The following is a 20719-nucleotide window of genomic DNA, read 5'->3' on the forward strand; positions in this document are numbered from 1 at the left end:
GGCCGTCCAAGGAGATTTTACCCATGGCCAATTGGTCCGACCCCCGTTCCGATATCGCAGGCTTTGGCAATGCCAGCGCCGCGCGCAGCGAGGCGTTCGATGCCGGGCTGCGCAAATATATGCTGTCGGTCTATAATTATATGGCGAGCGGCGTGCTGCTGACCGGCGTCGTCGCGATGCTGTTCGCGTCGAGCGGTCTGGCGCTGCAGATCCTCGCCGGCCCCGGCATTCTGAAATATGTCATCATGTTCGCACCGCTGGCTTTCGTCATGGTGATGAGCTTTGGCATCAACAAGCTGTCGACCGTCGCGATGCAGAGCCTGTTCTGGGCCTATGCCGCCGTGATGGGCCTGTCGCTGTCGTCGATCTTCCTGGTTTATACCGGCACGTCGATCGCGCAGACCTTCTTCGCGACCGCCGCGGCCTTCGCCGGCCTTAGCCTGTTCGGCTACACCACCAAGAAGGATCTGTCGGGCTTCGGCACCTTCCTGATCATGGGTGTCGTCGGCCTGCTGGTCGCCAGCCTGATCAACCTCTTCCTGCGTTCCAGCATGATGGACCTGGTGATCAGCTTCGTCGGCGTGCTGCTGTTCGCGGGCCTCACCGCCTATGACACGCAGAAGATCAAGAGCATCTACAGCTATGTCGCCGGCACCGAGATGATGGGCAAGTCGGTGGTGATGGGGGCGCTGAACCTCTATCTCGACTTCATCAACATGTTCATGTTCCTGCTGCGCTTCATGGGCGATCGCCGCTGATATCCAGCGACCGGAACGAAGACAGAAAAAAAGGCCCGGCGGACATCTCCGCCGGGCCTTTTGCTTTGTGGGGAAGGGGCCGGCTCAGCCCTGTTTCTGCATCTCGGCGATCAGGGCGTTGTCGATCTCCTTCTGCCTCTTATAGGCCGGGCGTTCGCGCAATCGGGCGGCGTAGGCCTCGAACGCCGGGCGGGTGGGGATGGTGCCGAAGGCGAGCCCCCAGTCGATCTGCGCGCCGACATAGACGTCCGCCGCGGTGAAGGTGCCGCCGCAGATCCAGCTGCGGCCGGTGACCGCCGTTTCCAGCGTGTCGAGCGTGTCGTCGAGCGAGCCATAGCCCGCGCTGCGCTCGCGCCCCTCGGGCAGGACGAAGCCCATCGCCTTGTTGGTGACGGCGGCCTCCACCGGACCGGCGGCGAAGAAGAGCCAGCGATAATAATCGGCCCGCTCATCGGTCGCCGGCGCCAGGCCGGCCGCCGGAAAGGCGTCGGCCAGATAGGCGCAGATGGCGGCGCATTCGGTCACCACCTTGCCGCCATGGACGATCGCCGGCACCTTGCCCATCGGGTTGATCGCGCGATAGTCGGCGGTCTTCATGCCGCCGGCATAATCCAGGATCACCGCCTCATAGGGCGCGCCGACCTCCTCCAGCATCCATCGGGCAATCTGCCCGCGCGACATGGGATTGGTGTAGAGAAGAACCGGGTCCGCCATCATGCATTCTCCTGGAAAAGTGGCCGGAACATATCATGAACGATATGCTCCGGCCAGCCGGATCATTGAGCCGGTGCGGTGGCCGCCGCCGCAGGCTTGTCGCGATAGCGATCGAACCAGGCGATGATCGCCGCCGCCTTGGCCGCCGATTGCGACGGGCGGGCGGCGATGCCGCCATGGCTCGCGCCCGGCACCTTCACCAGCGCGGTCGGCACGCCCCGTATCTGCAGCGCGCCATAATATTGCTCCGCCTCGCTGACCGGGGTGCGATAATCCTCGCTGCCCACGACCACCAGGGTCGGCGTCTTGACGTTGCCAACCAGGCTGAGCGGCGAGCGGTTCCAATAGCCCATCGGATCTTCCCAGGGCTTGGCCGGGAACCAGTAGCGCGAGGTGAAGAGCGTATTGTCCATGGTCAGCGCTTCGCTGATCCAGTTGATCACCGGCTTCTGCGTAGCGGCGCCCTTGAACCGGTCGGTCTTGCCGATGATCCAGCTGGTCAGCACGCCGCCGCCCGAGCCGCCGGTGACGAACAGATTGTCGGGATCGGCCACGCCCGCGGCGATCGCGGCATCGACCGCGGCCATCAGGTCGCCATAGTCGTCACCGGGATATTTATGATGGATCAGCTGGGCGAATTCCTCGCCATAGGAGGTGGAGCCGCGCGGGTTGGTGTAGAGCACGGCATAGCCGGCGGCGGCATAAAGCTGGTCGTCGGTCGAGAAATGCGGGCCATAGGCGGTGTGCGGGCCGCCATGGATTTCCAGCAGCAGCGGCACGCGGGTGCCGGGCTGATAGCCGGGCGGGGTGACGAGCCAGGCCGGCACGGTCCGGCCGTCAGGCGCGGTGACGGCCAGTTCCTTCACCTGTCCCAGCGCCTTGTGGCCCAGGAAATCCTCGTTGAGGCGTGTGAGCTGCCGGCTCTTTCCGCCGCTGCTGACCGACAGGTCGGCCGGGCGCAGCGCCGAGCCGCTGGTGAAGGCCAAAGTGCCATTGGCCGCGACGCTGAAATCGCCGCCGCTATAGGGCCGGTCGAACGCCGTGCCGGTAAGGCCGCTCGCCAGTTCGGTGACATGGCCGTCGAGGCTGATGCGGGCAAGGCGGTTGACGCCGCGCTCGTCATATTGGGCGTAGAGCGACTTGCCGTCGGCCGCCCAATAGGCGCGGTCGATGCTGCGGTCGAAACTGGCGGTGATCGCATGGGCGCCGCTGCCGTCGCGGTTCATGACGTAGAGATAGGTGTTCTGGTAGGAGAGGCGCTTGTCGTCATAGCCGAGATAGGCGACCTTGCTGCCGTCGGGCGAGACGACCGGCGCCACATCGGGGCCTTCGCGGCTGGTCAGTGGGCTGATCGCGCCCGAGGCGATGTCGAGCGTATAGATTTCCGGGTCAAACACCTTCTGCTGCCAGTCGGGCTTGCGCACCGCGCTGAACAATATGGCGCGGCCATCGGGTGTCCAGCTCAATGGGCCGCCATCCTGATAGTCGCCAAAGCTCAGCTGCCGCGCCGGACCGCCATCGGCCGACACCAGGAAGATATGGTCATAGCCGGCCTGGACATAGCCGCCGCCATCATTGCGATAATCAACCCGGTCGATCACCTCCAGCGGCTTGGCCCATTCGGCTCCCTCCGGCTTGTCGGGCGCCCTGCCCAGCTTCATCGGGTCGGCGGGTACGCGCATGATATAGGCAAGGCTCTTGCCGTCGGGCGACCAGGTGACCGACTGCGGGCCGTCGGGCAGGGTGGTGACGCGCACGGTGGCGCCGGTGTCCAGCCAGCGCACGAACAATTGCGGCTTGCCCGCATCGGCGGCGATATAGGCGATGCGCTTGCCATCGGGCGACCAGCGCGGCTGGCTGGCGTCGGCGACCAGCGGGCGCTGCGCGCCGGTGGCGGTGTCGACCAGCCAGATCGCGCCCTTCTGCCGGTCGGTCATGATGTCGCCCTGGCGGCGGACATAGGCGACGCTATTTCCGTCGGGGCTGATCTGCGGATCGGTCGCGACCTGCAGCGCGAAGATGTCGCGGCCCTCGAACCTGGACGACGGGGCGGCCGACTGGGCGGCGAGCGGCAGGGGGGAGAGGGCGGCGCCGAGCAGCAGCGCGGCCAGTAGCTTGTGTCGCATGAAAACCTCGAAACGGAAGAATGGCGCGAGACTTGCCGGATTTTCCTTTCGTTTCAAGTGCAACTCGTGGCCGGGGCGCGACGGGTGATGCCGCGCCCCGACTGGAGCTTCAGCAGCCCGCGCCCATCGCGCCGGCCAGCATGCCGCCCAGGCCGCCCTTGCATTTCTTCTTCTTGGGCGGCGGATTGTCGCCGGAGGCGTCGGCGCTGTCGTCGCCATGGCTAATCATCGATCCCATGTCCGGGCCATTGAGCATCCACATGGTGTTGGAACGATAGCGCACGCGGGCGATCCATTCCGGTTTCCAGGCGATCTTGGGATCGGCTGGGCGCGGCGGATAGGCGAAATTGGCTTCCGGGCCATAGGCATAGAGGCTGCCCATCAGCATCTCGCCGCCCGATTGCACCACCTGCGACGGCACGGTGCAACTGGTCTGGCTGGGCGGCATCACGATCTTGTCGCCGATCAGCTTGCGCACGGCGGCGGGGGATAGCCAGTCCCACACCGGCCCGCCAAAGGCCTGACTGGCCGAGGAGGCCCACCACACCATGTCGCCGCCCTGCTTGGCCGCGAACACCCAGGCATAATAGCCGGTCGCATTGGGCACCGCGTTCCAGCTCAACTGGGTGGCGCCGCCCGCGGCCGGGCTGGCGCGGCCCGTGATCGGCGGCATGAAGTCCTGGTTCAGCGCGAACTTGATCTCCGGCGCATAATTGCCGGCGATGCGATGGTCGCCGATCAGCGAGGAATTGCCCGACAGCGTCTTGCGCGTCTGGCCATTGGGCCATTCGCCATAGGTCTTGCTGTTGGTGAAGCGGACCTGCCATTCCTGCGGGATCGCCGCGCCGGTCATGTAGAGGCCGGGCGGGAACTGGCCGCGCGCGACCTTGGCGAAATCGATCACCACCGGCTGGTTCGGCCCTGCGGTCGCGCCGCATCCCCAATAGATGAGCAGCCGCCCCTTGGGCTTCTCTCCGGGCAGCGCCGGCTCGTCGCTCGGCGTGACCTTGGGCGTGACCAGCGGGACGGAGGCGCCCAGCCGGGCGCCGGCGGGCATATAATGTTCGGCCGCCGGCGAGCCGCTCGCGGCCTGGGTCGATCCCAGGCGCAGCACCAGTTCATGGATCGGCTGGTTGCCGCCGCCCATCATCATCGACATGGCCCCGCCCATGCCACCGCCGCCCGCCATTGCGGCCATGCCGGACATGGTGCCGGCATCCATCGAATAGCGGGCGATCGGTCCGCCGGCCTGCTGGCTGGCGCCAGGCGTGGCGAGAAGGACGAAGCTGAAGCTGAGCAGCGCGGCGCGTGGCGCGGCGGACCGCAGATGAAGCGAAGTGGACATGCATTCCCCTATGAAAGCGTGGAAGACATGCGACCTTTCTGTTCTGGAGTCGGCTTAGCAGAATTTGCGGGGGGCGGGGAGAGGGGCGCGATGGCAGGCGAACTGCCTTCCCGTTTTTAGCTTTTGTCGGCTTTGCCCTTGCCGCTGGCCGGGAAATAGCCGCCGCAGCGCCGTGTGCCATACAAAGTGGAACCGGTGCCGAATGTCGCGGGAGCGAAGGCGACCGCCTGCACCGGCACGCTGACGCCGGGCACGCGGCGCGCCAGCATGGTCTGCACGGCGGCGATCTGGGGCGCGTCCACCGGCGCGAAGATCGGTCCCTGCGGCAGGTCGAAATAGTCGACGAAGCCGCCGCCGCGAATGCTGGTGTTGCCCGATGCGATCGCCTGTCTGGTCAATTGCTGCCGATGGGTGAGCGCGTCGAACCGGCCGAGATAGACGACCTGGCCCGGCTTCGCCTCGAACTGGAGCGAGGCGGCGTTGAAACAGAGCGCCCAGCTATCCTGCTGCGAATAGCTGCGCACGACCCAGCGTCCCGGCTTGACGGGAACCATCAGATAGCCGTCGAGGAAATTCTTCTGCTTGGCTTCGAACAGCGCGGTGCCGCTGAAAGGCCCACTGGAAAGCCGGGCTTCCGCATCGACATAGGTGGAGAGCAGCAGCTTGAACGCCGAGTGCATCGACGGCGCCGGTTGCCACCAGTCGGTCTTGATGATGACCAGCGCCTCTTCGGATTGGGGTGTGAGGATGATCTGGCCGGGCGCCTTGGCGTTGGCGACATGCGGCAACATAGCGCCGCCCAACGCGACCATTGCACCGACCGCTGCCGCCCATTTTCCGATCATGACCATGTTTTCCCCAATCCCTGCGGACCCAATCCGTCCTGTCGATCTGACCGCAATTCCCTAATAATTGCGCAACGGCCGCCGCGCGCATGTGGGGCGGGGGAATCAGGTCCGCGCGAACTGCCCATGGCGCAGAAAATGCGCGACCTGATCGGCGACGGGGCGGGTGTAGATCATTGCGGTATGGGCGACGGGCAGGGTGATATGGTCGCCTTCGCCCGGACAATGGGTGGCGGCGACGCTGACCTTGCCGTCATTGGGCGCGCGGAAGATGCGGCTGGGAAGCAGGCCGTTCATCGGCCGGTCGCCCGCGATGATGCCAAGCGGATAGTCGACCGCGCCCAGCGCCGCCAGCGTGGCCGCATCGCGGCGGGTGCGCAGCAGCGCGCCGGCCTGGTTCAGGATCAGCGGATGGAGGCGCAGGCGGTAGAGAAGGTCGGCAATCTCGCTGCCGCCATTGGGCGTGCCGAGCATGACCACGCGGCCCAGATGATCGGGGCGATGGCGCGCGAGCCAGGCGCGCAGCATGAGGCCGCCCATCGAATGACCGACGCAGTGGACGGTCTGGGCGGCGTAGGCCGGGCTGGCGATGATGCGGGCGTGGAGATGATCGATGACGCGGGGCAGCGGCCAGCGCCAGCTGGGATAGCCGATATTGGCGACGTCATACCCCGCCCCGCGCAGCCGCCGGGCAAGCAGCGCGGTCTGCACCTGATGGCCGCCAAAGCCGTGGAGGAGGAGGATGGATTCATTCATTTTCTTCGAGTGGCTCATATTCCCCGGTCTCGAAGTTGCGCAGCCATGCCGACCCGATCGGGCTGTCGATCAGGTGCAGCCAGCTATCGTCCGCGTTCAGCACCTTGCCGATCGCGATGTAATCGGCCTTGCGGGCGTCTAGCTGTTCATCGCTGAGGTCGCGATAATCACCCCTGATCCGCCATCCGCTGTCGGGATCGGAATCGCCTTCCTCCGTCATGTCGGGTTGTTCGCGATAGAGGTAATAGACCGGCACATTATCATCGAGCACGCAGCGGTCGACCATGCAGCGGTCCCAATAGGCACGCCTTGGCGGTTCTGCCGGACCTTGCCTGTCGCCGTCGTAGATGAGGTCGATGATGTGGAAGGACTGGAATGCGAGCATGCTACCTTCGCGCAGTTGTGGCATGTCGGACGGCGTATTCGCCAATATGCCGGTCCAGCCGTCCGGCGCGATGTTTTTCACTTCCACCCACATGCGTTCGGCATCCCATTCGCGACCGGGCGGATGGCTGCGGATCACCAGCTTGACCAGATCATCGGGTCGCAAGGCGTCGATCCGTTCGGCCGAGGGCAGGAAATAGGTGTAGGGCGCGCCGGCCTGGATCGGGCGTGGATCGTCAATCGACCAGGAGCCGAAGAGACGACGACGGAGGTTATGGAGACGATCATTGAGGCGCATGATCGATTGATAGCGAGGCGCGCGGCGCGCGCCTACCCACCCCCGGCCCCTCCCTGAAAGGGAGGGGGGAACAGGAGGGGCGCCCGCAAACAAAAAGGGCGACCCAAGCGGGTCGCCCTTTTTGTTTTAAGCTCCAAAGCCGCTTATTTCGTGCCTTCCGGCGTCTTGGCCTTGCCGCCCTTCTTGCCGCCCTTCTTGGGCGCGGCGGGGGTGATCTGGAAGGCGAGCGCCTCGTCCTTCATATGGACATGGACCTCGCCGCCATGGACCAGCTTGCCGAACAGCAGTTCCTCGGCCAGCGGCTGCTTGATCTTTTCCTGCATCAGGCGGCCCATCGGGCGGGCACCATAGAGCTTGTCATAGCCCTTCTTGGTGAGCCAGGCCTTGGCATCCTCGTCCAGGGTGATGTGGACGTCGCGGTCGGCCAGTTGCAGTTCCAGTTGCAGCACGAACTTGTCGATGACGCGGGCGACGATTTCCGGCGGCAGATAGCCGAACGGCACGATCGCATCGAGGCGGTTGCGGAATTCGGGGGTGAAGAGCTTCTTCACCGCGTCTTCCTGCACATCCTCGCGGGTCAGCTCGCCAAAGCCGATCGACTCCTTCGCCATGTCCGACGCACCGGCATTGGTGGTCATGATGAGGATGGTGTTGCGGAAATCGACGGTCTTGCCGTGGTGATCGGTCAGGCGGCCATTGTCCATCACCTGCAGCAGGATGTTGAACAGGTCGGGATGCGCCTTCTCGATCTCGTCGAGCAGCAGCACGCTGTGCGGCTGCTGGTCGACGGCGTCGGTCAAGAGGCCACCCTGGTCATAGCCGACATAGCCCGGAGGGGCGCCGATCAGGCGGCTGACCGAATGGCGTTCCATATATTCCGACATGTCGAACCGCTGCAGCGGGATGCCGAGCAGGGTCGCAAGCTGGCGCGCCACCTCCGTCTTGCCGACGCCGGTCGGGCCGGAGAAGAGATAGTTGCCGATCGGCTTGTCGGGATCGCGCAAGCCGGCGCGCGACAGCTTGATCGCGGACGACAGCACCTCGATCGCCTGATCCTGGCCGAAGACGACGCGCTTCAAATCGGTGGTCAGCGATTCCAGCACGCTCTTGTCGTCCGACGACACGGTCTTGGGCGGGATGCGCGCCATGGTGGCGATGACCGCCTCGATCTCCTTGGGGGTGATCGTCTTCTTGCGCTTGGACGGCACTACCAGCATCTGCATCGCGCCCACTTCGTCGATCACGTCGATCGCCTTGTCGGGCAGCTTGCGGTCGTTGATGTAGCGCGCCGACAGTTCGACCGCCGCCTTGATCGCGTCCGGCGTATATTTGACGTGATGATGTTCCTCGAACGCGGTGCGCAGGCCGGTCAGGATCTTGATCGTATCCTCGACCGAAGGCTCGTTCACGTCGATCTTCTGGAAGCGCCGCAGCAGCGCGCGGTCCTTCTCGAAATGATTGCGGAATTCCTTGTAGGTGGTCGACCCGATGCAGCGGATCGTCCCGCCCGACAGGGCCGGCTTCAACAGGTTCGAGGCGTCCATCGCGCCACCTGAGGTCGCGCCGGCACCGATCACGGTGTGGATCTCGTCGATGAAGAGGACGGCGTGCGGCATCTTCTCCAGTTCGGTGACGACCGCCTTCAGCCGTTCCTCGAAGTCGCCGCGATAGCGGGTGCCGGCCAGCAGCGCGCCCATGTCGAGCGAATAGATGACCGCTTCCTTGAGCACGTCGGGCACTTCGCCCTCGACGATCTTGCGCGCCAGGCCTTCCGCGATCGCGGTCTTGCCGACGCCCGGATCACCGACATAGAGCGGGTTGTTCTTCGAACGGCGGCACAGGATCTGGATGGTGCGGTCGACTTCCGACGACCGGCCGATCAGCGGATCGACCTTGCCGCGTTCCGCCTTCTCGTTGAGGTTGACGGTGAACTGCTCCAAGGCACTGTCCTTCTTGCCCTTGCCGTCCTGCACCTTCTTCTCCTCTTCCGGCGCGCCCTTGGTCTCCTGACGCTCGGGCGCGGGCGTGCCCTTGCCGACGCCGTGGCTGATATAGCTGACGGCATCGAGGCGGCTCATGTCCTGCTGCTGCAGGAAATAGACGGCATAGGATTCGCGTTCGGAGAAGAGCGCGACGAGGACATTGGCGCCCGTCACCTCATCCTTGCCGGACGACTGGACATGGAGGATGGCGCGCTGGACGACGCGCTGGAAGCCGCTGGTGGGCGAGGGGTCGCTGGCGCCCTCCACCTTCAGGCTGTCGAGTTCGGTGTCGAGATACTGGGTGACGGCATCAGCCAGTTCGCCCAGTTCCACGCCGCACGCCTGCATCACCTTCGACGCATGTTCGTCGTCGATCAGCGCGAGCAGCAGATGCTCGAGCGTCGCATATTCATGCTTGCGCTCCGACGCATGGGTCAGCGCGTTGTGCAGGGTGGTTTCAAGGGCGGCTGCGAAAGATGGCATGTCTTTTCTACTCCTGGCCCCGACCCGGGGCTGACTTGAACCTTATGTCGGCATTGCTCGACGACGGTTCAAGGGAGAGGCCCTGACCGCCGGAATTGCCAGACTGCCCATGCCCGGTGGAGCCCTTGGTCGGGCCGTCAGGGGCGAGGCGCGGGTTCATCGCTTGAATAACGCCTCGGCAGTTGCCTTATGGTTAACGGCGCTTTCAATTTTTGTTCGAGTGCGGGTGATTTCGGTTTCCAGCGCCCTGATGCGCGCTTCCAGTTCCGCAACGGACAGGGGACCCAGATCCTGTCGGAGCAGTTGGGCCAGCGGATCATCGGCCTTTCTCGGCAGATCATTGTCCATGTCCATAAAGGGTAATGTTGACCCTGTAGGCTAGTCTGTCAATAAGAAGCGAAGCTCCGTCCGTCGATTTTGGGTGCGGCGCAATATCTCTGGCCCGGGGGGGCACATATGATCCTCGACAGTTTCACGATTCCATCGCAGATGACGGCCATCGGCATCCCGGTGCCGGGCGGTCCCGACGCCCTGGTGCCCGAACAGCGGCCGGTGCCGGTGCCCGGCGAGGATGAGGTGCTGATCCGCGTCGCCGCCGCCGGCGTCAACCGGCCCGACGTGCTGCAGCGGCAGGGCAAATATCCGCCGCCGCCCGGCGCATCCGACATTCCCGGACTCGAAGTGGCGGGCACGATCGTCGCCGCCGGCCGGTCCGCCGACATGCTGGTCGGCCAGCGCGTCTGCGCGCTGCTGCCGGGCGGGGGCTATGCCGAATATGCGATTGCCCCGGCCGGCCAGTGCCTGCCGGTGCCGGCGGATTATGACCTGGTCGAGGCAGCGGCGCTGCCCGAAACCCTGTTCACCGTGTGGACCAACCTGTTCGAGCGCGCCTATGTGGTCGGCGGCGACCGGGTGCTGGTCCATGGCGGCACCAGCGGCATCGGCACGATGGCGATCTCGCTCTGCCGCCTGTTCGACATAGAGATCATCGTCACCTGCGGCAGTGACGACAAATGCGCGCAGGCGCTCGAATGGGGCGCTTCCCATGCGATCAATTACAAGAACCAGGACTATGTCGCCGAGGTGAAGCGCATCACCGGCGGGCAGGGGGTGCAGGCGGTGCTCGACATGGTCGGCGGCGACTATGTCCCGCGCAACATCGAATGCATGGCGGAAGATGGCCGCCATGTGTCGATCGCGGTGCTGGGCGGGGCCAAGACCAGCATCTTCCTGCCGACGGTGATGTCCAGGCGCCTGACCCTGACCGGATCGACCCTGCGGCCGCGCTCCTCGGGCTTCAAGAGCCTGGTCGCGGACGAGATCATGCGCACCGTCTGGCCCTTCGTCGAACAGGGCAGGCTGCGCCCGGCGATGGACCAGCGCTTTGCCCTCGCCGACGCGGCCAAGGCCCATGCCCGCATGGATGCCGGCGAACATTTCGGGAAGATCGTGCTGACGGTGTGAGGGGCGGCGGAGAAACCCGCCAAACCGTAGCATTTCCGTCATATTCGGTGCGGAGTTGTAACAGAGCGGCGCTAGGGATTCGGCCTCAAGGACAACAGCCCTTGAGGACGTAGACATGGACGCCATCACGCGCTTGCCCTTCCTGAGCGAACTGGAAGAGGGGGCTGACGACCGTTTCCACATCCCCGAGCGGGAAGGCGCGCGTCGCCGCTATCGCACCATCTGGATTTCCGACATCCATCTGGGCACGCGCGGCTGCAACGCGACGATGCTGATCGATTTCCTGGACAGCGTCGACAGCGACACCATCTATCTGGTCGGCGACATCATCGATGGCTGGCGGCTCAAGAAGCGCTTCTACTGGCCGGCCGCGCATAATGACGTGCTGTGGCGGATCATGAAGCGGGCCAAGCGCGGCACCCGTGTCGTCTATATTCCCGGCAATCATGACGAGATGTTCCGCCAGTTCACCGGCATGAATTTCGGCGGGGTCGAGATCCGGCGCAAGGCGATCCACGAGACCGCCGATGGGCGCAAGCTGCTGGTGCTGCATGGCGACGAGTTCGACACGATCATGCTGGCCCATCGCTGGCTCGCCTTCGTGGGGGACGCGGCCTACACGACGCTGATGCGCCTCAACGTGGTGGTCAATGCGGTGCGCCGGCGCATGGGCCTGCCCTATTGGTCCTTGAGTAAGATGGCCAAGCACAAGGTCAAGAATGCCGTGTCCTTCATCTCCCGCTTCGAGGAAGTGGTGGCGCATGAAGCTGGCGCGCGCGGCGTCGACGGCGTGGTGTGCGGCCATATCCACAATGCCGAGATGCGCGAGATCGAGGGCATCCAATATTATAATGATGGCGACTGGGTGGAGGGCTGCACCGCGCTGGTGGAGCATGCCAGCGGCGCGATGGAAGTGCTGCACTGGGCCGACGAGATCGCCAAGCGGGGCGCGGCGTCGCCGGCGCTGATGGCGGCCTGACGCGGAGACGGGATATGCGGATCGCGATCGTCACTGATGCCTGGACGCCGCAGGTCAATGGCGTGGTGCGCACGCTGCAGACGATCCAGGCCGAACTGGAGCATATGGGCCATGACGTGAAGGTGATCTCGCCCGATCTCTATGGCTCCATTCCCTGTCCGACCTATCCGGAAATCCGGCTGGCGCTGGTGCGTTCGGGCGTGGTGGGGCAGGCGATCGCCGCCTTCCGGCCCGATGCTGTCCATCTGGCGACCGAAGGGCCGCTCTGCTTTGCCGCCCGCCGCTGGTGCCTGCGCGGCAATGTGCCCTTCACCACCGCCTATCACACCCACTTTCCCGATTATGTGTCGCAGCGCACCGGCCTGCCGGCGGCCTGGTTCTGGCGCTATATTCGCTGGTTCCACGGCCCGGCACAGGCTGTGCTGGTGTCGACCCGGTCGGTGCGGCAGCAATTGCGTGCCCATGGCGTCGCCAATGTCCGCAAATGGGGCAGGGGCGTGGACCTCAACACCTTTGCCGGGGGTGTCACCCCCTCGGCCCTGCTGGCGGACCTGCCGCGCCCGATCCAGCTCTATGTCGGGCGGGTCGCGGTCGAGAAGAATCTGGAAGCCTTCCTGGCGAGCGAGCATCCCGGAACCAAGCTGATCGTCGGCGACGGCCCGGCCCGCGGTGCGCTGGAACGCGCCTATCCCGATGCCCGTTTCCTGGGCGCGCAGTTCGGTGCCGATCTGGCGGCGATCTATGCCGGCGCGGACGTGTTCGTCTTCCCCAGCCGCACCGACACGTTCGGGCTGGTGATGATCGAGGCGCTGGCCGCTGGCACGCCGGTCGCGGCCTATCCGGTCACCGGGCCGATCGATATCGTCACGCCGGAAACGGGTGCCCTGTCGGAGCGGCTGGAAGATGCCATCGCCGCCGCGCTGCTGTGCGATCGGGCGGCCTGTGCCGCCTATGGCCGCAGCTTCAGCTGGGAACGCAGCGCACAGGAATTCCTGGCCGGCCTATGTCCGATTGCACCGGCGCTGATGGACAGCGCCGCCTGACGCTTTTCCTTGCCGCACGCCCCGTGATGCTCTATCCCTGACATGTCGTGGCCGCCCTGCTTGGGCGGCCCTTATCGTTTTTAGAGCCGGAGAAGACCCCGTGTCCCAGCCCCTCATGCCCCATGCGACCGCCAGCTGGCTGGTCGACAATAGCGCTCTGAGCTTCGACCAGATCGCGGAATTCTGCGGGCTCCACATCCTGGAAGTCCAGGCCATTGCCGATGACACTGCCGGCATCAAATATACCGGCCGCGATCCCGTGCGCGCCCATGAAATCACCATGGACGAAATCCACAAGGGCGAGAGCAATCCCGACTACAAGCTCAAGATGCTCAAGGGCCCCGAGCCGGTCCGCCGCACCAAGGGGCCGCGCTACACCCCGGTCAGCAAGCGCCAGGACAAGCCCGATGGCATCGCCTGGATCCTGCGCAACCATCCGGAAATTTCGGACGGCGCGATCGGCAAGCTGATCGGCACCACCCGCACCACCATCGCCGCGATCCGCGATCGCAGCCACTGGAACATCAGCAACATCACGCCCAAGGATCCGGTGACGCTGGGCCTGTGCTCGCAGCGCGAACTGGATGCGCTGGTCAGCAAGGCGGCGAAGAAGGCCGGCATCGAGATGCCGACCGATTCGCGTCTGGATGGTGATCGCGAGGCGCTGATCGAGGAACTGCGCCGCGAGCGCGAGGACAATGCGCGCCGCATCGAGCAGGCGCTCAAGAGCGAGTCCGAGCTGATTTCGGGCGCCGCGACGATCCTCGATCCGTTCAGCAGCAACAAGGGCGAGGTCTGAAGACGTAGCGTCACCCGACGCTCTTTCCGACCCGCTGCAATGCAGCATTTTCAAGGGCCGCGCCGGCTTTCCGGCGCGGCCTTTTTGCTACAATCCAGACACAGGTTGACGCTTGCGTAAAGCGCTCGGGCCACTTACACTTCTGTAAATGGAGAGCAGAGAAAAGATCTGGCGCGAGCATTATCAGCACCCTACGCCGTGGGAGCAGACGTTCCCGCCGATGTCGATGGGGGACATGGTAACGCAGAGCGCCACCGCCCACCCGCAGGCCCACATGATCGACTTCATGGGGCGTAAGTTCAGCTATGGCGCGATGATGGACGACATCAGGCGCATCGCCTGCGGATTGCAGGCCATGGGCGTGAAGAAGGGGGATCGGGTCGGTCTCTACCTGCCCAACACCCCCCATTATGTCGCGGCCTATTATGGCGCGCTGCTGGCCGGCGCGATCGTCGTCAACTTCTCCCCCCTCTACACCGCCGCCGAACTGGAGCATCAGGTCGAGGATAGCGGCACCAAGATCCTGTTCACTTTGTCGGCCAAGGCACTGCTGCCGACCGCGCTCAAGGTGCTGGACAATAGCAGCCTCGAAAAGCTGGTTGTCGGTTCGATCGCCGAGGTGCTGCCGACTGCCAAGAGCATCCTCTTCCGCCTGTTCAAGCGCGGCGAGACGACGCCGCTGCCGCATGATCCGCGCGTCATCCGCTACGACCGGCTGATCGCCAATTCCGGCGAATGCATCGTGGCCGACATCGATCCGGTCAACGACGTCGCGCTGCTGCAATATACCGGCGGCACCACTGGGACGCCCAAGGGCGCGATGCTGACCCACCAGAATCTGACCGCCAATGCGCGCCAGGCGCAGGGGATCGACCCGCATGCGGGCGAGGGCGACGACCGCATCATCGCGGTGCTGCCCTTCTTCCACGTCTTCGCCAATACCTGCACGCTGAACCGGACCGTGATGAATGGTGGCGAGATGGTGATGCTGCCCCGGTTCGAGGCGGTGCAGGTGCTTTCGGCGGTGCAGCGGACCAAGGCGACGTCGCTGCCCGGCGTGCCGACCATGTATCAGGCGCTGCTCGATCATCCGGCCCTGCCGAACATCGATTTCTCGTCGCTGCGCACCTGCATTTCGGGCGGCGCGCCGCTGCCGATGGAGGTGAAGCAGAAGTTCGAGGCGGTGACCGGTGCGCGCCTGATCGAAGGCTATGGCCTCACCGAAACCAGCCCGATCGTCTGCGCCAATCCCTATGAGGGGCTGAACAAGACCGGCACCGTCGGCCAGCCCGTGCCGGGCACCCGCGTCAAGATCGTCAGCCGCGAGGATCCGACCCAGCCCCCGCCAGAAGGCGAGCCGGGCGAACTGATGTTTGCCGGTCCGCAGATCATGAAGGGCTATTGGAACCGGCCGGACGCGGACGCGCAGGTGTTCGTGGGCGAATTCCTGCGCACCGGCGACGTTGGCGAGGTTGATGACGACGGCTATGTGCGGATCGTCGATCGGCTCAAGGACATGATCGCCGTCGGCGGCTTCAAGGTCTTCCCGAGCCAGGTGGAATCGGTCCTCTATCATCATGAATCGGTGAAGGAGGCGCTGGTGATCGGCGTGCCCGATCGCTATCGCGGCGAGCAGCCCAAGGCGTTCGTGACCCTGAACGAAGGCGCGACCATCGACGGGCCGGGGCTCAAGGACTGGCTGAACCCGCAACTGGGCAAGCATGAGCGGGTCTGCGAGGTCGAGGTGCGGGCCAGCCTGCCCAAGACGCTGGTCGGCAAGCTGTCGCGCAAGGAACTGGTCGCGGAAGAACGCGCCAAGGCCGAACAGGCGATGGCCCAGAATGCGGCGCAGACTGGAACCGCGGCCTGATTGCTCCTATCTAGCGCGCCAAAGCTGGATAAGGATTATCGATATATGGCGCAGGAAATCGCAACGCTGGCTGGTGGCTGCTTCTGGTGTACGGAAGCAGTCTACCAGACGCTCAAGGGCGTGGAATCGGTCCAGAGCGGCTATATCGGCGGGACCAAGGTCGATCCGACCTATGAGGAGGTCTGCACCGGCAATACCGGCCATGCCGAAGCGATCCGCATCGCCTTCGACCCGGCCGTCATCAGCTATGCCGACCTGCTCGACATCTTCTTCGCCACCCACAATCCGACGACGCTGAACCGCCAGGGCAACGACATCGGGACGCAGTATCGTTCGGCGATCTTCCCCCATTCGGCCGAGCAGCAGGCCGAAGCGCTGGCCGGCATCGCGCGGGCACAGGTGGACCAGGTCGATCCGGTCGTGACCGCGATCGAGGCGGACGCCCCCTGGTATCCGGCCGAGGATTATCACCAGAAATATTGGGAACGGGTCGGCGACCAGAATCCCTATTGCATGGCGGTTATCCCGCCCAAGCTGGCCAAGCTGCGCAAGGGTTTTGCCGCCCGCATCGAGGAATAATCCTCGGCCTGGCCGATTTCCCGACGGCTCGTCCCGTTTCGCCGCGTTCTTAGCCTATGGTTAATGTCGACCATGGCAGATGCAGCGCAACGGACGAGTCGGGGGACTTTGAGAATGACCAGGACGATCATGCTGCTGGCGCCGGCGATGCTGCTGATGCTGCCGGGCTGCATTGCCAGGACCGCGGTGGATATCGTGACCCTGCCGGTGCGCGCAGGTGCGCAGGCGGCGGATTGGGCGACGACCAGCCAGGACGAAGCCGACCGCAATTATGGCCGCAAAATGCGCAAGCAGGAGGCCGAGGAAGGCAAGGCGCGCAAGAAGGCCGACGAACAGCGCCGCCGCGAATGCCGCAAGGCCGGCTACGACAATTGCGGCTGAGCCGGATCGAGCGGTCAGGCCGCGGCGCGGCGTAACCGGTCGTTGATGGCGGTGCCGATCCCCTCGTCGGGGATGGGTGCGACCGCGATCCGCTCCTGGGTGCTGGCGTCGGCGACGTGCAGTGCCGCGAACAGATTGGCTGCCGCCTCGCGCAGGTCCGCGTCGACGCTCAGGTTCAGATGGCAGGGCATCAGCCCGAAGCCGATCAGATATTCATCCTTCTCCGCCCGCAGCGCGTTGAGCCGCACCGGCTTCGACGGCGCATAATGGCTTTCGAGCTGGCCGGGCGCTTCGATCTTCGCACTGTCCTTCCCCGTGATGACCGGCAGGCCGCTTGCCTCCTCCAGCATCGCGGCCGTCACCGGGCCGGGGCGCAGCAGGCGGATGCGGTCCGCTTCGGGGGCGGCGATGGTCGATTCCAGCCCCTCGCTGGTCGGGCCTTCGTCCAGGATCATGCGGATCTTGCCGTTGAGGCTGGCCAGCACATGCTCGGCCCGGCTGGGGCTGATCGATCCGCTGCGATTGGCCGACGGCGCCGCCAGCGGCCTACCGCTCTCGCGGATCAGCGCGCGCATCGCGGGATGGGCCGGCAGGCGCAGCGCCACGGTCGGCAGGCCGGCCATCACCAGCGGGGACAGGCCGCTATCGGCCCGCACGGGCAGCACCATGGTCAGCGCGCCCGGCCAGAAGCGGGCGGCAAGCTGCTCGGCCTGGGGCGAGAAATCGGCCAGCCGCCGAGCCATCTCCATGTCGGCGACATGGACGATCAGCGGGTTGAAGCTGGGCCGCCCCTTGGCGCTGTAGATGCCCGCGACCGCCTGGGAATCGGTGGCATCGGCCGCCAGGCCATAGACGGTTTCGGTGGGAACGGCGACGGGCTCGCCGGCGCGGATCAGCAAGGCTGCCTCGCGAAGCGCTTCCGCGCCATAGCGGCAGACCCTGGTGGAAAAGGCTGGATTTGGGATAGTCACGACCCCCGCGATATAGACCCCGGAACGCTGCAGTAAAAGGCCATTGCGACAGTGACATGACATTGTTGGCAAAGCTTGCCGCAACGGCGCGGCCCGGCTAATCCCGCGCCATGAACGACGCCCTGCTGACCCGTATCGCCGAAGCGCTGGAACGGCTCGCGCCGCCGCCGGCTTCCTCTGCCGACCTTGCGGCTGCTCCCGCCTATGTGTGGGACGGGGTGGCGATCCGCGCCGTGGATGCGTTCGACCCGGTGGATTATGATCTGCTGACCGGCATCGATGCGCAGAAGAGCGCGCTGCTGGACAATAGCCGCCGCCATGCCGCCGGCCATGCCGCCCATGACGTGCTGCTGTGGGGTGCGCGGGGGACCGGCAAGTCGGCGACCGTGGCTTCGGTGGTCGGCAAGCTGCAGGCGGAAGGACAGGACATCGCCCTGCTGCAATGCGCGATCGATGAACTGGCCAGCCTGCCGGCGCTTTTCACCCTGCTGCGCAGCACGACCCGGCCCTTCATCCTGTTCCTCGACGATCTGGGCTTTGACGAAGGCGTGGGCGATGCCCGCGCGCTGCGCTCGCTGCTTCAGGGCGGCACCGCCGCGCGTCCGGCCAATGTCCGCCTCTATGTGACGTCCAACCGCCGCCATATCGTGCCGCGCAACCTGTCGGAACAGGATGATCCGATCAATCCGCGCGACGTGGTCGATGACAAGATGGCGCTGTCGGACCGGTTCGGCCTCAGCCTCGGCTTTCATGCGCTCGATCAGGACGCCTATGTCGCCATTGTCGAGGGCTATGCCCAGGCGCTGGGCCTCAGCGTCGAGCCGCTCGACGCGATCCAGTGGGCCACCCAGCGCGGCAGCCGCTCGGGCCGCGTTGCTTGGCAATATGTGGTCGAACTCGCCGGCCGCCACGGCCTCTCGGTCTGATTCTCAGTCGCCATCCTTTTCGGCCAGGCTCAGAAATTCGTCGACCAGTCGGTCCAGTTCCTTGCGGCAACGCGGCGGATCGACGGCGGTGTCGCACAGCGGCGCGGCATCGGCCATCGTCTTGATGACGCGGGCCAGGCTCAGCGTGTCGCTGTGACGCTGGCGATGGGCGAGGGCGGCGAAGGTGTTGAAATACATTTCCGCCAGCCGTCGGTCATGCTCCAGATCATAGCCTTGTCGTCGGTCCGGCTGGCCCAGCGCTTCCATGCGCAAGTGATGAAGGGATCGCCGCGCGCTGTCCGCCCGCAGCTGATATAGCTCCGCCGGTTCGATCGGTTTCATCTTGGACGCCTGTCGCATCGCGTATCAGCGCGCGAACGGGGCAATATATCCCGGCTTTTGCCCGGCCGAAATTAAGCGTCTGGTCTTGCGAACAAGTTTTTTCGACGCATCGGCCGGGCGCCCAAGATTATTGTGCGCGGGTCACCCGCCAGACGACACCGCCGACATCGTCCGCCACCAGCAGCGCGCCCTTGGCGTCCACGGTCACGTCGACCGGGCGACCACGCGCCGCGCCCTGCGCGTCCAGGAATCCGGTCAGCACGTCGGTCGGCTTGGCCTTGCCGACTTCGCCATTATCCTCGAACGGAATGAACACGACCTTGTAGCCGGCGGCCGGCTTGCGGTTCCAGCTGCCATGCAGGCCGACAAAGGCGCCATTGCCATAGGCAGCGCCAAGCTGCGCATCCTTGGAGAAGCTCAGGCCCAGCGGCGCGACATGATTGCCCAGCGCATAGTCTGGGCGCTTGGTATATTCGCGGATTTCCGGCCGCTGCGGCTGGACCCGGCGATCCTCATAGCCGCCCCAGTAATTCCACGGCCAGCCATAGAAGGCGCCGAACTCGACGCGGGTCAGATAGTCGGGGACCAGGTCGCCGCCCAGCATGTCGCGCTCATTGACCACGCCCCACAGCACGCCGCTCTTGGGTTCGAACGCCAGGCCGACCGGATTGCGCAGGCCCGACGCATAGATGCGATAGTCGCCGGTCTTGGGATTGACCTCCAGAACGGCGGCGCGGTTCGCTTCGCTTTCCAGGCCATTTTCGCCGATATTGCTGTTCGATCCGACGCCCACATAGAGCAGCCCGTTGGGGCCGACGGTCAGGCTGCGGGTCCAGTGCATGTTCGGCGCCTGGGCCGGCAGGTTCAGGATCTTGCGACCCTTGTCGCTGATCTTGGTCTCGCCTTCCTTATAGGGGAAGGCCATCAGCGCATTGGTGTTGGCGACATAGAGGGTGTCGCCGATCAGCGCCATGCCATAGGGCGAATAGAGGCCGCTCAGGAACACCGTCTTGGTGTCCGCCTTGCCATCGCCATCGGTGTCGCGCAGCAGGCTGATGCGGTCGGGCGAGGGGACGCCGGCGCCGGCCTTGTTCATCAGGAAATTCATCACCCGGCTGACGATGCCGGTCTGCGGGCGGGGCTGGCTGTTGGTCTCGGCCGTCAATATGTCGCCATTGGGCAGGCGCAGCAGCGATCGCGGATGGCTCAGCCCCTCGGCGAAGCGCTCGACCACCAGCCCCTTGGCCGCGACCGGCTTCTCGCCAGCCTTCCACGGCTTGACCTCGGCGATGTTGACGGTCGGGAAAAACTCGTTGCGCGGCGTGGTGAAGCGCGGCTCCCGGCCGACATCGGCACCGGCCGGCAACTGGGCCGTGTCGCCCTGCGCGAAGTAGAGGAAGGCGCCGCCGGCAATGACCAGCGCGACGAGGGGGATGGCGATGAAATGCTTCTTCATGTCGCCACATCTATGCGGCGATGCGACGCCCGGCAAGGCGCTCCGTTGCGCGGGTGTGACTTAGAATCTGTTTGGAAATGCGCCTTTGGCGCATCCGCACCGGCCCGCACCCCCACCCGACCGCCCAGACATGGTATCCTGATGGGTGGTCGGGTGGGGTTCAAACGAGTCACGTGCCTCGTTTGAAGGCCGGTGCCGCATCGAAAATGCGCTCTTCC

20 protein-coding genes are annotated in these 20719 nt (G+C 65.2%); 9 read left to right on the plus strand and 11 right to left on the minus strand.

The features are described from left to right. The first annotated feature begins 23 nt into the window (after positions 1-23). Positions 24-758: a Bax inhibitor-1/YccA family protein gene (locus ACI6S0_RS03240; RefSeq protein ID WP_434404922.1), complete on the plus strand. Its 735-nt coding sequence runs from the start codon at positions 24-26 to the stop codon at positions 756-758. A gap of 84 nt (positions 759-842) precedes the next feature. On the opposite strand, the gene ACI6S0_RS03245 is transcribed toward ACI6S0_RS03240, so the two are convergent. The 8 genes from ACI6S0_RS03245 to ACI6S0_RS03280 all read right to left on the minus strand — a co-directional run bounded on the left by ACI6S0_RS03245 (position 843) and on the right by ACI6S0_RS03280 (position 10045). After that, positions 843-1472 (minus strand): glutathione S-transferase family protein, encoded by a 630-nt coding sequence (locus ACI6S0_RS03245; protein WP_434405896.1) that lies wholly within the window; start codon positions 1470-1472, stop codon positions 843-845. Between the two features lie 62 nt (positions 1473-1534). Then, positions 1535-3598, minus strand: a complete 2064-nt coding sequence (locus tag ACI6S0_RS03250; protein ID WP_434404923.1) for a prolyl oligopeptidase family serine peptidase — start codon at positions 3596-3598, stop codon at positions 1535-1537. 109 nt (positions 3599-3707) lie between these two features. Next, complete coding sequence (locus ACI6S0_RS03255) at positions 3708-4943, minus strand: hypothetical protein (protein ID WP_434404924.1); 1236 nt, start codon at positions 4941-4943, stop codon at positions 3708-3710. Positions 4944-5059: 116 nt separating this feature from the next. After that, a complete protein-coding gene (locus ACI6S0_RS03260) occupies positions 5060-5794 on the minus strand; it encodes a hypothetical protein (protein WP_434404925.1) in 735 nt (244 codons plus the stop codon). Between the two features lie 99 nt (positions 5795-5893). After that, complete coding sequence (locus ACI6S0_RS03265; RefSeq protein WP_434404926.1) at positions 5894-6544, minus strand: esterase/lipase family protein; 651 nt, start codon at positions 6542-6544, stop codon at positions 5894-5896. Beyond that, complete coding sequence (locus ACI6S0_RS03270) at positions 6537-7226, minus strand: immunity protein Imm33 domain-containing protein (RefSeq protein ID WP_434404927.1); 690 nt, start codon at positions 7224-7226, stop codon at positions 6537-6539. Before ACI6S0_RS03270 ends, ACI6S0_RS03265 begins: the two co-directional genes overlap by 8 nt. A gap of 143 nt (positions 7227-7369) precedes the next feature. Beyond that, positions 7370-9691, minus strand: a complete 2322-nt coding sequence (gene clpA / locus ACI6S0_RS03275) for an ATP-dependent Clp protease ATP-binding subunit ClpA (protein ID WP_434404928.1) — start codon at positions 9689-9691, stop codon at positions 7370-7372. Between the two features lie 156 nt (positions 9692-9847). Further along, complete coding sequence (locus ACI6S0_RS03280; RefSeq protein WP_004211362.1) at positions 9848-10045, minus strand: DUF1192 domain-containing protein; 198 nt, start codon at positions 10043-10045, stop codon at positions 9848-9850. A 102-nt stretch (positions 10046-10147) separates the two neighbouring features. Between ACI6S0_RS03280 and ACI6S0_RS03285 the strand changes: the two genes are divergently transcribed. The 7 genes from ACI6S0_RS03285 to ACI6S0_RS03315 all read left to right on the plus strand — a co-directional run bounded on the left by ACI6S0_RS03285 (position 10148) and on the right by ACI6S0_RS03315 (position 16806). Continuing rightward, the gene (locus ACI6S0_RS03285) at positions 10148-11155 is read left to right on the plus strand and encodes an NAD(P)H-quinone oxidoreductase (protein WP_434404929.1); all 1008 of its coding nucleotides are present in this window, start codon (positions 10148-10150) and stop codon (positions 11153-11155) included. 115 nt (positions 11156-11270) lie between these two features. After that, positions 11271-12134: a UDP-2,3-diacylglucosamine diphosphatase gene (locus ACI6S0_RS03290; protein ID WP_099231401.1), complete on the plus strand. Its 864-nt coding sequence runs from the start codon at positions 11271-11273 to the stop codon at positions 12132-12134. A gap of 14 nt (positions 12135-12148) precedes the next feature. Further along, positions 12149-13177, plus strand: coding sequence for a glycosyltransferase family 4 protein (locus ACI6S0_RS03295; protein ID WP_434404930.1), 1029 nt, complete (start codon positions 12149-12151; stop codon positions 13175-13177). A 115-nt stretch (positions 13178-13292) separates the two neighbouring features. Beyond that, positions 13293-13976: a DUF1013 domain-containing protein gene (locus ACI6S0_RS03300; RefSeq protein WP_010337928.1), complete on the plus strand. Its 684-nt coding sequence runs from the start codon at positions 13293-13295 to the stop codon at positions 13974-13976. Between the two features lie 148 nt (positions 13977-14124). Then, a complete protein-coding gene (locus ACI6S0_RS03305; protein WP_026109646.1) occupies positions 14125-15846 on the plus strand; it encodes a long-chain-fatty-acid--CoA ligase in 1722 nt (573 codons plus the stop codon). Between the two features lie 45 nt (positions 15847-15891). Continuing rightward, entirely contained in the window at positions 15892-16425 is a 534-nt protein-coding gene (msrA, locus tag ACI6S0_RS03310) for a peptide-methionine (S)-S-oxide reductase MsrA (protein WP_004211369.1), read from the plus strand. A 114-nt stretch (positions 16426-16539) separates the two neighbouring features. Continuing rightward, complete coding sequence (locus ACI6S0_RS03315) at positions 16540-16806, plus strand: hypothetical protein (RefSeq protein ID WP_037517836.1); 267 nt, start codon at positions 16540-16542, stop codon at positions 16804-16806. Positions 16807-16820: 14 nt separating this feature from the next. Here the strand turns inward: ACI6S0_RS03315 and ACI6S0_RS03320 are convergent, their stop codons facing one another. Continuing rightward, on the minus strand, positions 16821-17777 hold the full coding sequence (locus tag ACI6S0_RS03320; protein ID WP_434404931.1) for an L-threonylcarbamoyladenylate synthase: 957 nt from the start codon (positions 17775-17777) through the stop codon (positions 16821-16823). A 110-nt stretch (positions 17778-17887) separates the two neighbouring features. Here ACI6S0_RS03320 and ACI6S0_RS03325 point away from each other — a divergent pair, with 110 nt between their 5' ends. Next, a complete protein-coding gene (locus ACI6S0_RS03325) occupies positions 17888-18703 on the plus strand; it encodes an ATP-binding protein (RefSeq protein ID WP_004211373.1) in 816 nt (271 codons plus the stop codon). Between the two features lie 3 nt (positions 18704-18706). Here ACI6S0_RS03325 and ACI6S0_RS03330 read toward each other — a convergent pair whose 3' ends face one another. Both ACI6S0_RS03330 and ACI6S0_RS03335 read right to left on the minus strand, forming a co-directional pair. Next, the gene (locus ACI6S0_RS03330; RefSeq protein ID WP_230588606.1) at positions 18707-19045 is read right to left on the minus strand and encodes a hypothetical protein; all 339 of its coding nucleotides are present in this window, start codon (positions 19043-19045) and stop codon (positions 18707-18709) included. A 127-nt stretch (positions 19046-19172) separates the two neighbouring features. Next, positions 19173-20501 (minus strand): PQQ-dependent sugar dehydrogenase, encoded by a 1329-nt coding sequence (locus ACI6S0_RS03335; protein WP_434404932.1) that lies wholly within the window; start codon positions 20499-20501, stop codon positions 19173-19175. Positions 20502-20719: the final 218 nt, after the last annotated feature.

Source organism: Sphingobium sp. DN12 (assembly GCF_051058005.1).
Lineage (GTDB): Bacteria > Pseudomonadota > Alphaproteobacteria > Sphingomonadales > Sphingomonadaceae > Sphingobium > Sphingobium yanoikuyae.

Excerpts from the sequence above, each read along its gene's own strand:
- ACI6S0_RS03240 (WP_434404922.1), top strand. The coding sequence starts at position 24 with ATGGCCAATTGGTCCGACCCCCGTTCCGATATCGCAGGCTTTGGCAAT.
- ACI6S0_RS03245 (WP_434405896.1), bottom strand. The coding sequence starts at position 1,472 with ATGGCGGACCCGGTTCTTCTCTACACCAATCCCATGTCGCGCGGGCAG.
- ACI6S0_RS03250 (WP_434404923.1), bottom strand. The coding sequence starts at position 3,598 with ATGCGACACAAGCTACTGGCCGCGCTGCTGCTCGGCGCCGCCCTCTCC.
- ACI6S0_RS03255 (WP_434404924.1), bottom strand. The coding sequence starts at position 4,943 with ATGTCCACTTCGCTTCATCTGCGGTCCGCCGCGCCACGCGCCGCGCTG.
- ACI6S0_RS03260 (WP_434404925.1), bottom strand. The coding sequence starts at position 5,794 with ATGGTCATGATCGGAAAATGGGCGGCAGCGGTCGGTGCAATGGTCGCG.
- ACI6S0_RS03265 (WP_434404926.1), bottom strand. The coding sequence starts at position 6,544 with ATGAATGAATCCATCCTCCTCCTCCACGGCTTTGGCGGCCATCAGGTG.
- ACI6S0_RS03270 (WP_434404927.1), bottom strand. The coding sequence starts at position 7,226 with ATGCGCCTCAATGATCGTCTCCATAACCTCCGTCGTCGTCTCTTCGGC.
- clpA (WP_434404928.1), bottom strand. The coding sequence starts at position 9,691 with ATGCCATCTTTCGCAGCCGCCCTTGAAACCACCCTGCACAACGCGCTG.
- ACI6S0_RS03280 (WP_004211362.1), bottom strand. The coding sequence starts at position 10,045 with ATGGACATGGACAATGATCTGCCGAGAAAGGCCGATGATCCGCTGGCC.
- ACI6S0_RS03285 (WP_434404929.1), top strand. The coding sequence starts at position 10,148 with ATGATCCTCGACAGTTTCACGATTCCATCGCAGATGACGGCCATCGGC.
- ACI6S0_RS03290 (WP_099231401.1), top strand. The coding sequence starts at position 11,271 with ATGGACGCCATCACGCGCTTGCCCTTCCTGAGCGAACTGGAAGAGGGG.
- ACI6S0_RS03295 (WP_434404930.1), top strand. The coding sequence starts at position 12,149 with ATGCGGATCGCGATCGTCACTGATGCCTGGACGCCGCAGGTCAATGGC.
- ACI6S0_RS03300 (WP_010337928.1), top strand. The coding sequence starts at position 13,293 with ATGCCCCATGCGACCGCCAGCTGGCTGGTCGACAATAGCGCTCTGAGC.
- ACI6S0_RS03305 (WP_026109646.1), top strand. The coding sequence starts at position 14,125 with ATGGAGAGCAGAGAAAAGATCTGGCGCGAGCATTATCAGCACCCTACG.
- msrA (WP_004211369.1), top strand. The coding sequence starts at position 15,892 with ATGGCGCAGGAAATCGCAACGCTGGCTGGTGGCTGCTTCTGGTGTACG.
- ACI6S0_RS03315 (WP_037517836.1), top strand. The coding sequence starts at position 16,540 with ATGACCAGGACGATCATGCTGCTGGCGCCGGCGATGCTGCTGATGCTG.
- ACI6S0_RS03325 (WP_004211373.1), top strand. The coding sequence starts at position 17,888 with ATGAACGACGCCCTGCTGACCCGTATCGCCGAAGCGCTGGAACGGCTC.
- ACI6S0_RS03330 (WP_230588606.1), bottom strand. The coding sequence starts at position 19,045 with ATGAAACCGATCGAACCGGCGGAGCTATATCAGCTGCGGGCGGACAGC.
- ACI6S0_RS03335 (WP_434404932.1), bottom strand. The coding sequence starts at position 20,501 with ATGAAGAAGCATTTCATCGCCATCCCCCTCGTCGCGCTGGTCATTGCC.